The organism is Tsukamurella conjunctivitidis, from assembly GCF_007858475.1.
Taxonomy (GTDB): domain Bacteria; phylum Actinomycetota; class Actinomycetes; order Mycobacteriales; family Mycobacteriaceae; genus Tsukamurella; species Tsukamurella conjunctivitidis.
On the sequence record NZ_VIGX01000004.1, the window covers coordinates 36,065 to 48,723 of the forward strand.

13 protein-coding genes are annotated in these 12,659 nt (G+C 65.8%); 10 read left to right on the plus strand and 3 right to left on the minus strand.

The window, feature by feature from the left end; all coding sequences use genetic code 11:
• Positions 1–279: 279 nt before the first annotated feature.
• Both FK530_RS09200 and FK530_RS09205 read left to right on the plus strand, forming a co-directional pair.
• Positions 280–1,455 (plus strand): hypothetical protein, encoded by a 1,176-nt coding sequence (locus FK530_RS09200; RefSeq protein ID WP_164711699.1) that lies wholly within the window; start codon positions 280–282, stop codon positions 1,453–1,455.
• 256 nt (positions 1,456–1,711) lie between these two features.
• Entirely contained in the window at positions 1,712–2,098 is a 387-nt protein-coding gene (locus FK530_RS09205; RefSeq protein ID WP_126194778.1) for a hypothetical protein, read from the plus strand.
• Positions 2,099–2,467: 369 nt separating this feature from the next.
• Here the strand turns inward: FK530_RS09205 and FK530_RS09210 are convergent, their stop codons facing one another.
• Positions 2,468–2,971, minus strand: a complete 504-nt coding sequence (locus FK530_RS09210; protein WP_126194777.1) for a hypothetical protein — start codon at positions 2,969–2,971, stop codon at positions 2,468–2,470.
• 136 nt (positions 2,972–3,107) lie between these two features.
• Between FK530_RS09210 and FK530_RS09215 the strand changes: the two genes are divergently transcribed.
• The 8 genes from FK530_RS09215 (at position 3,108) to FK530_RS09250 (ending at position 11,249) form a co-directional block, all read left to right on the plus strand.
• The gene (locus FK530_RS09215; RefSeq protein WP_126194776.1) at positions 3,108–3,371 is read left to right on the plus strand and encodes a helix-turn-helix domain-containing protein; all 264 of its coding nucleotides are present in this window, start codon (positions 3,108–3,110) and stop codon (positions 3,369–3,371) included.
• Between the two features lie 871 nt (positions 3,372–4,242).
• Positions 4,243–4,521: a hypothetical protein gene (locus tag FK530_RS09220; protein WP_126194775.1), complete on the plus strand. Its 279-nt coding sequence runs from the start codon at positions 4,243–4,245 to the stop codon at positions 4,519–4,521.
• Positions 4,518–5,330: a hypothetical protein gene (locus FK530_RS09225; protein ID WP_126194774.1), complete on the plus strand. Its 813-nt coding sequence runs from the start codon at positions 4,518–4,520 to the stop codon at positions 5,328–5,330. The genes FK530_RS09220 and FK530_RS09225 overlap by 4 nt, the downstream gene beginning before the upstream one ends.
• The gene (locus FK530_RS09230) at positions 5,330–5,605 is read left to right on the plus strand and encodes a hypothetical protein (RefSeq protein WP_146486733.1); all 276 of its coding nucleotides are present in this window, start codon (positions 5,330–5,332) and stop codon (positions 5,603–5,605) included. The genes FK530_RS09225 and FK530_RS09230 overlap by 1 nt, the downstream gene beginning before the upstream one ends.
• Before the next feature lie 140 nt (positions 5,606–5,745).
• Positions 5,746–7,974, plus strand: coding sequence for an AAA family ATPase (locus FK530_RS09235; protein WP_227967132.1), 2,229 nt, complete (start codon positions 5,746–5,748; stop codon positions 7,972–7,974).
• A 205-nt stretch (positions 7,975–8,179) separates the two neighbouring features.
• A complete protein-coding gene (locus FK530_RS09240; RefSeq protein ID WP_126194772.1) occupies positions 8,180–8,902 on the plus strand; it encodes a hypothetical protein in 723 nt (240 codons plus the stop codon).
• Positions 8,903–9,139: 237 nt separating this feature from the next.
• Positions 9,140–9,769: a recombinase family protein gene (locus tag FK530_RS09245; RefSeq protein WP_126194771.1), complete on the plus strand. Its 630-nt coding sequence runs from the start codon at positions 9,140–9,142 to the stop codon at positions 9,767–9,769.
• Position 9,770: 1 nt separating this feature from the next.
• Positions 9,771–11,249, plus strand: coding sequence for a tyrosine-type recombinase/integrase (locus FK530_RS09250; protein ID WP_126194770.1), 1,479 nt, complete (start codon positions 9,771–9,773; stop codon positions 11,247–11,249).
• On the opposite strand, the gene FK530_RS09255 is transcribed toward FK530_RS09250, so the two are convergent.
• Together FK530_RS09255 and FK530_RS25820 are read right to left on the minus strand one after the other, a co-directional pair.
• Positions 11,246–12,112, minus strand: a complete 867-nt coding sequence (locus FK530_RS09255) for a DUF4062 domain-containing protein (RefSeq protein WP_126194769.1) — start codon at positions 12,110–12,112, stop codon at positions 11,246–11,248. The genes FK530_RS09250 and FK530_RS09255 overlap by 4 nt on opposite strands.
• 329 nt (positions 12,113–12,441) lie before the next feature.
• Positions 12,442–12,597, minus strand: a complete 156-nt coding sequence (locus tag FK530_RS25820; protein ID WP_158645061.1) for a hypothetical protein — start codon at positions 12,595–12,597, stop codon at positions 12,442–12,444.
• Between the last annotated feature and the right edge of the window lie 62 nt (positions 12,598–12,659).

Below are 12,659 nucleotides of genomic sequence, written 5' to 3' on the forward strand. Positions count from 1 at the left end.
GCTGGCGCCGGTGGGTAGCACGGGGGTGGCATGGCACCGTCCGTTCAGCGATTCGCCTGGCTCCCCTGCGTGCGCTGGCCGCTGGTCGGACGGTGGGCGTACGGTGGCAGCAGCCAGCACGCCGCAACCGGGCAGTACCCGCAGCGCCCGCGACCCGAGGTCGCAGCTGTCGCAGTTCAGGTTCACCGCGAACCGCGTAATTCTTCGCTTGGTCAGAGACCGGCGTCGTCGAGAAAGAGCCCCGACGAATCCAGTCCCTTCTACCGAACGGAGAAATCCATGAACGCCACCCTGACCCCGCCCGATCTCCGCGATCTTCGCGACGAACTGTTCGCCTTCGGCGGTGACGCAGCCACCGGCTATTCGACCGCGGGCGATGTGCTCGTGCACCAAACGGCCGACGGCGTCGATCTTTCGTCCCTCTGGTCCGACGCGCAGGCCGCGATGGCAATGTGGAATCAGAAGCGCTCCGCGCTGGCTTCGCTCATCTCGTACTCGACGGTGAACGTGGGCGACGCCATTCCGCAGAGTCTCGGCGGCGACCATTTCGAGGTCGCGTCGGAATTCGGCGAGCCGACCGGTCTCCGCGCAGAGCCGAACGCGCTTCTGCTCGGGTATGACTACGAGGACTACGACATCGCGTCGCGGTTCACCTGGAAGTTCTTGCGCGATGCGAACGCTGAGCAGGTCCGCAGCGTCGTCAACCGCGTGATGGAGGCCGACAATCGTCAGACGACCGGCGCGATCCTCCGGCGGCTGTTCAGCCCCGAGCAGGGGGCCAACGAGTTCGGCACTCCGGTTTACGGCCTCTACAACGGCACCGACGGAATGATCCCGCCCGAGTACGCCGGTCAGGTGTTCCCACCCGAGACCAGTCACTACCTCGTGAGCGGGAACACCGATCTCGACCCCGGCGACCTGAAGGATGCAATCGACCAGGTCCGCTCCAAGGGCTTCGGCGTCGACGGCAATTCTCGGCTGATCATCCTGGCGAACCCCGCGGACGGCGAGATCATCCAGACCTTCCGTGCAGGCATCGCCACGAACGGCATCGAGAGCAAGTACGACTTCATCCCGTCGTCGTCCGCCCCGGCGTACCTCACCACCGAGAACGTCGTGGGCCAGATCGCCCCAGCAGAATTCGGAGGCCTGGAGGTCAGCGGCAGTTACGGCCCGGCATGGCTGATCGAGAGCCACTACCTGCCCGTCGGGTACGTCGCCGTTGTCGCGACCGGTGGACCGAATAGCTCGATGAACCCGGTCGCCTTCCGGCAGCACAATAACCCCAATTACCAAGGCCTGCGAATGATTCCGGGCCGGGACCAGAGGTACCCGCTGCAGGATTCGTTCTTCGCTCGCGGGTACGGGACGGGCGTCCGGTACCGGGGCGCGGCGTGCGTCGTCCAGGTCAAGTCGTCCGGTCCGTACTCCGAGCCCGAATGGTCGTGGCGCTGATGCACGCGTCGCGACCGAGGACGACCGGTAGGCCGCTCGCTGGCAGTCACGAACACGACCTGCCCGAGCTGGAGCCGAGCGAATTCAGCTGGGGGCCGGGCCTCACGCCGCCCGAGCTCGCGGACGCTCCGCCCTCGCAGGGTGGGATGTATCGCGGGACGACGCCACCCATGCCTGAGTCCGAGGACTTGCGCGCCCTCACTGACGAGCTGGCCGAACGGCGCGCACGCCGCGAGCGTCTGCAGGGCGGTCGGCAATGAGCCGCCGCGTCCAGCGCAGGGACCGGCTGGGCCGGTTCGCTGGGGCGGGCTCGAAGGTCGTCAGCTCCACGAAGGCGGCGACGGCGAACGCGGGCAAGAAGGTGTCCAAGTCGGTGAGCAACGCCTACGTCCAGGGCAGCTTTGAGAAGCACCTGACCGTCGGTCAGGGCGGCGACTACAAGGGCGTGAAGATCGGTGCTGAGTTCCGTTCGCCCGCCGGTCGTGGAGTGGTCGCGAAGGGCATCGTCGGTTACCACGGCCGTCCTGATCGCCGGCTCGACGTCACGCCCTCGCTGGACAAGGCGCAGAAGAAGCTGACGGTCACCGCGCGGCCGAACCCCGCGAGCCGTAAGGCCACGGCAGGGACGAAGGTGCGGCGATGATCGCCGGCGATCTGCCCCAGATCGGACCTACGCCGTTGACGCAGCACCGGGCACGCCCTGTGGGCCACCCACCCCGCGCAGGGAGCCACCGCGACAGCCTGTGGCCCGCGATAGGCGGTTGAGCGGCCACGTTGCAGCCGCCCCACCACCACAACTACACAGCGAGCCGGGCACCGCCCGGCCACAGACTCGGTGAGTTCCCCGCTCACCGACGGCAGGTCGACTTGTCCCTGCCGCGCGTCGTCGACTTGTCCGACGCGGTGCGGGAGGAGAGCCAGGCTCGGCCCTCTTCCCGCAAACACCGAACCCCCGCCGAGGACGACTCGATCGCAATCATCGCCTCGGCGGGGTTTCGGCTGTTCGACGTAGCTACTTGAACGACGCCGACTTGAAGAACTGCACCTCGCCGCCGAGCACGCCAGAGACCGCGCTGCACGCTGCCTGTTGCTTAGCTTGGACCAGTCCGTCGCACGAGACGAACCAGTTCGACCCCTGAACCAGGTATAGGGCCAGTGCGGCACTGTTAGTCGTGACCATAGACGTCTCCAGGTACAGCCGCTTCTGGAAGACGGAGGGGTCCGCCGAGTAGTAGATGGAGAGACTCTTCATCGCGTCGCCATCCACATTGCACCGCTGAGACTGAGCGCCAGGGGCTGCAATCATGTCCTGAACGCAGTTGACGCCTCCTGCTTGCAGCGCGACCAAAATCGCCTGCGACCCGCTGAACGTCTGCGCGCTTACCTTGGCCGCCGTAGCAGTCGCCTCAGTCGTCGTCGACGTGCTGCCGGTCGTCGCCTTCTCGCCCCCGCCGCATCCTGTCAGGACCATCGATCCCACTGCCAAGCCGACCCCGGCCCGCTTCCATCCATGCATCTGTGCCTCCTTCTAGACCAGGCAGATCATGCCCGACTTGCCGGACAATCCGGCTGGAATCGAATACTAAACCGTTTGGCCGTGGACCGATTGGCTCTGGTCCGTCTGGCCGCAACCCGCTGTAGTGGATGCCGCTATGAGTCCAGCTGCCGAACCGACGCCGCCCACGCCCGCCGTGGTGGAGTTCGGCCGACGGTTGCGCGCTCGACGCGAGGAACTCGGACTCTCGCAGGAAGCCGCCGCCGCGAAGGCGGGGGTGCACTGGAGCTACTACGCCCGCGCCGAGCGCGGGCAGCGGAGTAGCCGCATCGACTCCATCCTCAAGCTCGCGCACGGCCTTGACACATCGCCGGGAGCGTTACTTGACGGGCTTCCTCTCGAAACCAGGGAGCTACCGTAGCTCCACAATTTGGGCCCGTACTCCACGGCGGCACAGTCGCTTCGGTGAGGGCGTCACTTGCGTGCGTTCTTTCGTGAGCGGTAGTCCCGTTGTCGGCACGCCGATGAGCAGTATCGCCGGTCTGATCGACCTTCCATAGGCGACCCGCAACCGCGACAACAACTCGCAGCGGAGGGCGTGGGCCGGTCTCGGTTGCGGTAGTAGGACCAACGACACGTCGATGAACAGGTCGCGACCTTGAGGAACGAGTCTTCGCCGGCCAGAAACTGCCGCGCACATGTCACGCACTCGTGAAGCGTGAGCGCTCCGGGTGACACGGGCGTCGCCACGGTGCGCCCGCTCGGCGACTCGATCCCAATCTCACCTGAGCCCTCGAGGCTGCCCAATGTCGCACACGATCGACACACCAGCTCCCAGCGTCTCGACATCACGTCGAGCCGCCTGCGCGACCGGTACACCACGACGTGGGTCCGGACCCCTGGCGGCTCGATCGGGCCGCGGCAGACCGGGCAGGAGAATATTTTTTCGGCACCCACAGGCTCGACGTTACACCTAGCGCACACGTCGGTTGACTTCTCCGGCGCGCACCCCTGCACGCACACAGAAAGAAAATCGGGCAGCGGGGCTATTGGCGGGCGGCAATTACCCCCTAGTGTGGTCGAAATAAATCGGACAAAGCAATCATGGATGAAACCTGTTGCGCTGGACTATCTCTGCGCAAATTGGTGGTTGCGCGCCGGGCTGCAGCTGTGCTTATAGTGGGCCAGCGCAACGCAAACAATGGGGCAACGGCAGTACGCCAGTCCATTTGTTTCAAGACGCGAATGGCAAAACAAACGCTGCGCAATATCCAATTCGAGAGGTTACTGACATGAGTAAGGCGACCGCCACCCCTGCTCGTCCGACCGAGACGGTCGGCCCCATCACCCTGAACGAGATGCCGACGATCCGCGGACGCGACGGCGCGGTCGAGTTCATCAACGACGTGTTCAACGTCCCGGTGACGAAGACCCGCATGAGGTCCGCGATCGAGGGGCGCGAGCTCCCGGTGTTCAAGATCAGCGGCTGCAACTACTTCAGCGAGCGCGACCTGTACCTGTGGGTCAAGAGCCTGGCTCGCCCCGCCGTTCAGCGCGGGGGTGCCGCATGAGCGGGCCGATCCCCGATCCGGGCTGGAAGCCCGAGTTTGAGCAGTTCCCGGCGCTGTCCGACCGTGAGTACACCGACCCGTCATTGCGCGCGACCTCGAACTCCACGTGCGACCAGTACCTGACGGTCATGGAGCACAGCGAGAGCCCGCTGAGGGACAAGAGCCGTGACGTTCGGTACTCGCAGGGCGCTACGCGCTACCTCCGGTCGGTCGCGAGGGCGGTCGAGCGTGCCCGTGCTGGCGAGCTTCACTCCGAAGGGATGCCGTGGGGCTACCTCGAGACGAACTGCGGGCGGGAACGGATGCCGATGCACGGCGGATACGTACCGACCGAGGAGGAGAAGCGCAGGGTCACGCTTCGTAACGCCGCCGACCGCGGCGAGCGCGAAAAGGTAGTCCGCGACGCCGAGACCTATCCCACTGCGGTCGCGGTCGCAGAGCACGGCGGTAGCCCGGTACCGACGGTGATTCTCGCGGGCGGTCACGAGGGCAACTATGAGTTCCTGGTCGTCCCCGGATACTGGACCGCCTACCGCCTCTGCCAGTACATCGCGAAGCACGTCACGGTCCGCGAGTGCGCGTTCTGTCGGGTGACGCGGTGCGGGTCGCGCGGACTGGACGACTTCATGATCGTCGATTCGGGCGGGACGACCTACCTGTTGCCGAGCTGCCAGTCATGCCACTGGTCGGTCTACAGCGAGGCGCAGGCTATGGCCGACCAAGGCGTGCCAGTTCGCACGGACTGGATCGCCGGCCGATCCGACACCTGGCCCGCGTCCGTCGGTTGGCCTGATCAGGGGTTCTGGTGATGAGCGCCGTCGAGATCGCCACCCTGGCCTGGCTGGCCGGATGGGCGGTGTACGCGGCCGTCAAGGTTGATGCCGCGCTGCGGCCTGGCGTCGTCCGGGTCGGATGCAACGGTGCGGCTGGCAGTAGCGGGCGCACGGTGTGCATCTCAACGCTGGGCGTCGGCCTGGAGGCGCTGTGCGTCTGCTCGAAACGAACGGACGACCCCGAGAACGCTGTCCTCGAGGCCGTCCCGACCGATTTCCACACGGCGAGCAAGAGCTCTCGGGTCAGCTGAGCTGACCCTCCATATCCGTTGTAGGGCAACGGATACCACAACCTGAAGGCTGCATCTTGAAGCATACAAGCAACTCCGATCTGGACGGTATTCCGTTGCCGTCATACAGATGCGGCGACAACTCTGTCGGTCTCTACGAAGTGCTGCTCGTGCTCGGGCACGAGGACGACGCCGTGGTCAGCGTCTGCACCCAGGAGCCAGACCACACGACGCCCTTTCGAGGACGGACGATGCGTGTCGAGCTCCTGGGACAAGGGTGGTCGCCGCCCGACGACGTCAACGTGTGGTTCTCGCCCAACCCGCTGACCCTGGAGCCTGGCATCTCACGCAAGGGTGGCGAGGCGGACGTCTCGCGGGGGCTCGCCCTGTACGTGGACCTGGACGTCGTAATCCCCGGCGTGAAGGACAAGGGGTTGGCGTCGCTGGCGGAGTGCGAGCAGGTGATCGAAAAGCTCGCCGCGGCGCTCGGCTGTGCGCCTGCCGTGGTGATCGAGAGCGGGCATGGCCTGCAACCGATATGGCGCGTCCGAGATGCGCCGACCATCACCGACGGAGCGGTGGCCTGGAAGACGATCAGTGCGCGATGGGCAGCCCTGGTGCGGCAGGTCGCCGCAGAGATCAACCCCGACGGGCACGTGGACTCGGTGTTCAACATCGACCGCGTGCTCCGGTGCCCTGGGTCGACCAACTGGAAGGTCCCTGACGAGCCGGTGCCTGCGCGGTGCTCGGTGAATGCAGAGGCCGGGTGGCTCGAAGTCGCGGAACTCGGAGCCATCCTGCCGGAAGCGCCCGTAGCGTCTCCCGTCCATGCGAAGGGCACCCCTGCGGAGGGCTGCGCGGTACTCGACGGCTTCCGTAGCGGCGCGATGAGCGCGACGGTCGCCGCGAAGGTCCGCGAGGTGGAGGCCGCGATCGAGGACGGCGCTGACCGCCACTCAACCATGAACTCCGCGACGCTCGGCCTTGTCCGGCTCGGCGCGAAGGGCGAACCCGGCGTGCGCACCGCGCTGATCACCGTGGAAGCGCTATTCGAAGCGGTGGGTGACTCCCCAGGGCACGATTCCGGCGAGTTCCAACGGTCTCTGACCAGCGCGCTGCGCGTCGTCGCCGGCGATCCCGACTACGTCGCGTTGGACTTCTACAGCGGCGGTGCGTTCGAGCTAGACGGTATCTGGGGGCCGAGGTCGGGGTGGGTCGCCAACGAGGACGGCACCCGGTCCCGGGCTGTGTTGAAGCCGAACACCGACGGCTCGGCCGGGGATGCCGGTCGGCGCTTCACTGAGTCGCTGGCCGATGTGACGCCGAAGAAGGTGGACTGGCTGTGGTGGCCCTGGATTCCGCGCGGCAAGTTGACGATGTTCGAGGGCGAGCCGGACGTGGGCAAATCGACGATGACCCTCACGTGGGCGGCGCTGGTCACTCGCGGCGGTCCGTGGCCGACGACGATGGTCGGTGAGCGTGAAACCCGCAACGAGAAGGGGTTGAACGAACCGGCGTCGGTGGTGTTGGTCGGCGTGGAAGACGACCTGGCTGACACCGTCGTGCCGCGGTTGCTCGCCGCCGGTGCCGACATGCAGCGGGTGGCGACGCTCGCACGCCCGCGCGACGAAAACGGACGGCCCGTCCCCTTCCTGATCCCGGACGATGTTGACCGCTTGAAGAAGGCGATCGAAGAGGTCGATGCGGCGCTGGTCATTGTTGATCCGATCACCGCGTTCATGTCGGATGCCGTGAGGCCGGGAAGCGACACGGCAAACCGTAAGGCGCTGATGGAGATCGCCGATGTAGCCGAGCAGACCGGCACAGCGGTGGTGCTGGTGCGGCACCTGAACAAGGCCACCGGCATGAGCGCTAAGCATCGTGGCGGGGGCTCCATCGCGTTTACGGCTCTGGCGCGGTCGTCGCTGTTGGCGGCGAAGCTCCCACCCAGCGACGAACGTCAGAACACGGATGCCACTCACGGGCTGGCGTCAATCAAGGGGAACTTGTCGCGGACACCCTCGGCCCTTGGGTATCGCCTGACATCCAGTCCTCACGACGCCGACTCGCCGGTCGTGGCATGGGCCGGGGTGCTCGACGAGGACGCCGATCAGCTGGTCGGTGCCGACGGCGCCAAGCCGGACGCACGTAAGGCGGCACCGTCAAGAGACGAGGCCGCACGAATGTTGAAGGAACTCCTCGCTGGTGGGCCGATGGACGCGAAGGAGGTTCGCCGGATGGTCAGCGCGGAGACCGGATGCAGCGAGAAGACGGTGGCGAACGCCGCGAGCAAGCTACTGATCGTCAAGACGCCGATCCGTGGCGAAAGCGGCAAGGTCGACCGATGGACGTGGGGACTGCCGCCGAACACGTTCAAGGCACGGGGGTAGCCACATGCCCCGCGTTTGTACCTGTGGCAACCGGTGGCTTCTGGGGGCATCTGGGCACCTGGCTACCTGGCACCAGAAGCCCCCAGATACCCCCATAACCCCCTAGAAGCAAAGGTGGGTATTTCCCCGCGCGCAATAGGGGTATGTGGCGCTACCAGCTCGGAATAGCCCACACAGAAACAGAATTCAGTTGAAAGGACAGATGATGACCGAGAACAACTACGACGATGTCGAACGCGAGGCGGTCGACGATCAGGACGCGGGTGGCCTGGAGCCATCGAAGGTGGCAGACCTGGAAGACGTATTCGACACCGCATGGCAGGACGGCCGACGACCAGAACGGCAGTGCACCGCGCATCGCACCAACGGCGACCCGTGCCGCAGAGCCGCTATCAACGGCGGAACCGTGTGCGCCACGCACGGAGGCCGCTCGCCGCAGGTGAAGGCGAAGGCCCGCGTCCGCCTGGAGATGGCCGCCGACCGCATGGCGAAGGAGCTCCTGAAGATCGCTGTCAGCGACGACGCCCCGGACAACGTGAAGCTGGCCGCGATCAAGGACGCGCTCGACCGCGCTGGCCTCAGCCCGAAGACCGCCGTGGAGGTCTCCGTGGACCCGAAGCCGTTCGAGCAGTTGCTATCTGGCATGGCAACGCTCACGGGCGGTAGCCGTGCGGCCTCCCGCGGGGAGCGTGGCGTGGCCGAGGACCAGGACGCCGACACCGCGTGGATCACGGAAGAGCTCGCAGCGTCCAACGTGATCGACGTCGAGGTCGAGGACCCCGAGCCACGTCCGCGGCCCAGCGAGGAGCCGGCGACACCGAAGCCGCGCGACACGGGACTGATGGACATGGAGACGGCCCTCGCGCAGCTCCGTGCCACCACGCCGCCGCCCGCGCCCACCGGCAAGCGCCGGGGCCGCACCGGGTAGCGGCAAGGGGCTATCGCGGTGGCCTGGCTGCCTCGCTGCCAGCTTGGCGGGGCGGCCTGGCCCGCGGGTGTGGGGCGCGTGGCGTCAGCGCTTACAACGACGTTGAGCGATACGCGAATCAATCGACAGCACACAGATATTCGTCAATAGTGATGCACCTCACAGTGCGGTAACGTGGGGTGCATGGGGTGCAGGCAGGGCCGCGCCCCCTGAACCACACAGCAAGGGAGACAACGGATGAGAGTCATCGGATACGTCAGGGTCAGTACGCAGAATCAAGGGGTCAGCGGTCTCGGTCTTGAAGCGCAGCGCGATTCACTCGCACAGTGGTGTGCGGCTCGCGGTCACGAACTACTCACGGTCACGACGGACGTGGTCAGCGGCGCGAAGAACGACGCGATGTTCGGCCGTGAGGTCGCCGTCGCCGCAGTGGAAAGCGGAGTGGCGCAAGGGCTACTCGTCCGCGCCCTGGACCGTGTCACCCGCGACCAGCTGGACGCCGCGAAGATCATGAAGCGAGCCAACGACTACGGATGGCGACTCCTGGACTGCGAGGGCGCCGACAGCGGCGACCCGAGCCAGCGTCTCGTAGCGGATGTGCGCCTGGCTGTGGCCGCAGAGGAACGCCGCAAGATCGGCACCCGTACCCGCGAAGCCCTGGACCAGAAGCGCAGCAAGGGCGACCCCGGCCTGATCAGCGTCTCGGCTCAGCGGCGCATCCAGGTGCTCGCCGCGCAGGGCCTCGGCGCTAAGGCCATCGCCAGCACGCTCACCAACGAGGGAATCCCCACCGCCAAGGGCGGCAGCGAATGGAGCTACAGCTCGGTCAGGCGAGCCCTGGCCCGCATCGAACGAAAGGCAGCCTGACGTGGCTTGGATCAAGACGCGGGATACCGCCACGCGACATCGCGGCAAGCCCGTGAAGGCGTACGTCGTCATCTGGAAGGAGACCGAGCGAGACGACTACGGCCTGCCGATCCCGGTGGACCCCGCGAAGCCGAACGGTCGCAAGAAGACGGCCAACCGGCAGGAGACGTTCCCGACGAGAGAGCTGGCCGAGGCTCGTCGTGACGAGCTGAACGCCGCCCGCCACACCAACGGCACCTCCGCGCTCGCGGATCAGAAGGTCGCCGGCGATCTACCGTTCGGGCACTACGCCCAGGCGTGGATCGAGAGTCAGGCGCTGAAGGTGGCGCAGGGCCGACTGAAGCAGCGCACCCTCGACGACTACGAGAAGGTGCTGCGGCGCTACGCGCTGGATCACTTCGGAGGCAGGGCGGTCGCGAGCATCACGCCGCGAGACTGCGAGCTTTTCCTCGCGGGTCTGGTTGGGCAGCAGTCGCGGCAGAATGGGGGAGAGCCGATCAAGCCCGCGACCGTGAAGCACGCGTGGGGCACGTTCCGTCGAGTGATGCGGTACGCACTCCAGCAAGGCGCGCTGACGGCGAACCCATGCGACCGGGTGGACTTTGCGACCAATCGCGCCACGGGCGACCACGACAAGTTCGAGCATCACCCGCTGACGGCGGCGCAGGTCGCCAAGCTGAGCGCGGCCGTCGGAGGAGAGTTGGACGGTAAGCCGTCGGCGGAGCTTCCGGCGTACCCGGTGTATGCGCTGATGGTGGACTTCCTCGCGTACAGCGGTCTCCGCAGCGCCGAGAACGCCGGTCTAGAGGTGGGGGATCTCCTGTTCACTACCCGCCCTGGCAGCGACTCCACACCGACGGTTCAGTGCGCGGTCCGGGTGCAGCGGACCAAGGAGCGTAAGGGCGGCGCGTGGACCACCAGCACCCCCAAGAGCCGGAAGTCTCGCCGCTCGGTGCCGCTGCCAGGCTGGCTCGCAGAGCGGATGCACGCCTACCTACGGAACGTTCATCCTCGCGCTGACGAGCCGACTGCGCCGTTGTGGCCGAGCCGGAAGAACGGCGGAGGGCATCGTGCGGCGGGGGAGCGGTACGCGGTGCCGTTGGACTGGTCTCAGCCATTGGCGATGGGCACCTTCTACGACACGATCCTTAAGCCCGCGCTGCTCGCGGTAGGACTGCCAGCGAGCCAGCCCGCTAAGCCCGCGACGAAAACCCGGCCCGCTGAACCAGCGCACCAAGGAGTCCGTCTGCACGATCTGCGCCACACCTTCGCCACCATGCAGCTGATGGCCGGGGTGCACTTCATGCAGGTGTCCAAGTGGCTAGGTCACGGCACGTTCACCTTGACCCTGGACACCTACGGCGACTGGATCCCCGAAGAAGACGGCGGCGCGCTCAACAACCTGCCCGCGCCGGTTTCGATAGCCCAATTGGCAGAGGCAGCGGACCTCGCCCCGGTTATTCAACTATTCGGCCCTTAGATTGTGAGGGGCTGATCGAATGAATGTTCGTTGCCGTCCTCTGTCCAGCGGAAGGTGACCGTCAACTGAGGAGGGATGTCGCCGACAAGTAGGGCAACCCATTCAAGGGGAGAGTCGGGTGGTAGGTCGAAAGGCTCCGTAGTTGGGCGCCTGACCCACGATTCCAACTCGCCGAGGTCCACTGTAAGTCCCTCAGCGGTCACGGTGTCGGATAGATTTTCTAGCACGAGGCGATTTCTGGTTTTAAATTTTGCAGCGCCGGATCGTCTGTCGATTCCGTCCTGTTCGCGCCACGACCGGATCTTGGCGCGAGGCTTCGCGTGTTCACCTTTTCGTTTGACCGACGGTGTTCCGAGTCCCATTTTGGAGATGTCGGATTCCACTGCGTCGCGCACCTTGTAGGCGAGGTCGTTCAGGTCGGCGTAGACGCCGAGCAGCCCCTTGTCCTCCAACTCGTCTCGGAACTTCTTCAGGCGCCCCAACTCTTTGAGGTCCGTGTGTCGGTCGATCGGCTCGTCCGAAAACCAAACATGAACGGGCTTGCCCGCACCGTCCGCCCGCTCAATCTCTTCCGCGGTCCCCGATACTGCGGTGTCGGTGGCTTGGCCGAGCCGAGAATCAAACAACACAATGACGATGTCTGCATCGTCGAGGAGTTGCGAATTGATGACGCTCTGACCTCCGGAACTACTGAGCGTTGGCACCGCGTCAGTCTTCCAGAAGCGGGGTAGTAGAACCGTTTCGGCGTTCTCGGACCGCGACCCGTTCCAGCCGTACAGTGCGTCCTTGACGGCCTGAACCTCGTCTGTGGTGTCGCCTGGCGACGAGATCATCACTTTGAGTACGTGTGCGTCGAATCCCATGCGCAGATCGTCGCATGCGGCACCGACAAGCTCGATCCTTTTTGCGAGATACCACCCCGGCTCACGCATGTTGGGTAGCACGGGGGTAGCGCGGCCGGGGTGGTAGTACCTAGGTGAGCCGGGAAAACCTGGCCTGCCTGCGGTGATGCAGTGCCCCCAGTCGGACTCGAACCGACACTGTGCGGATTTTAAGTCAGCTAGTACGGGTGTCGTCGCATCCGTCGAAATTCGCCGTGGTGCTCCGACCTGCGCGGATCGTCCGGTGCGGTCCATGTGAATCCGTGTCGGTTGTACCGAATTGAGGCACCGATGAGGCACCGAGGGGCACGTCAGTCAGGGTGGACCGAGCACCCGGGCATCTGGCAGGTGATTCGGCACTCCTCGATGACGGTTCGGCCGGCGGCGTTCTTCTGGCTGAGGTGCACCTCGTAGACCGGTTGGCCGGTCTCGGGGCAGATCGCGCCGGTGGGACGTTCGGTGTGCATGGGGCCTCCTCGTCGGAGAGCGGCGCCCGGCCCACAGCCAGCGGCAGTGCGTTCAGGATAGG

Excerpts from the sequence above, each read along its gene's own strand:
- FK530_RS09210 (WP_126194777.1), bottom strand. The coding sequence starts at position 2,971 with ATGCATGGATGGAAGCGGGCCGGGGTCGGCTTGGCAGTGGGATCGATG.
- FK530_RS09200 (WP_164711699.1), top strand. The coding sequence starts at position 280 with ATGAACGCCACCCTGACCCCGCCCGATCTCCGCGATCTTCGCGACGAA.
- FK530_RS09220 (WP_126194775.1), top strand. The coding sequence starts at position 4,243 with ATGAGTAAGGCGACCGCCACCCCTGCTCGTCCGACCGAGACGGTCGGC.
- FK530_RS09240 (WP_126194772.1), top strand. The coding sequence starts at position 8,180 with ATGACCGAGAACAACTACGACGATGTCGAACGCGAGGCGGTCGACGAT.
- FK530_RS09255 (WP_126194769.1), bottom strand. The coding sequence starts at position 12,112 with ATGGGATTCGACGCACACGTACTCAAAGTGATGATCTCGTCGCCAGGC.
- FK530_RS09225 (WP_126194774.1), top strand. The coding sequence starts at position 4,518 with ATGAGCGGGCCGATCCCCGATCCGGGCTGGAAGCCCGAGTTTGAGCAG.
- FK530_RS09205 (WP_126194778.1), top strand. The coding sequence starts at position 1,712 with ATGAGCCGCCGCGTCCAGCGCAGGGACCGGCTGGGCCGGTTCGCTGGG.
- FK530_RS09230 (WP_146486733.1), top strand. The coding sequence starts at position 5,330 with ATGAGCGCCGTCGAGATCGCCACCCTGGCCTGGCTGGCCGGATGGGCG.
- FK530_RS25820 (WP_158645061.1), bottom strand. The coding sequence starts at position 12,597 with ATGCACACCGAACGTCCCACCGGCGCGATCTGCCCCGAGACCGGCCAA.
- FK530_RS09215 (WP_126194776.1), top strand. The coding sequence starts at position 3,108 with ATGAGTCCAGCTGCCGAACCGACGCCGCCCACGCCCGCCGTGGTGGAG.
- FK530_RS09245 (WP_126194771.1), top strand. The coding sequence starts at position 9,140 with ATGAGAGTCATCGGATACGTCAGGGTCAGTACGCAGAATCAAGGGGTC.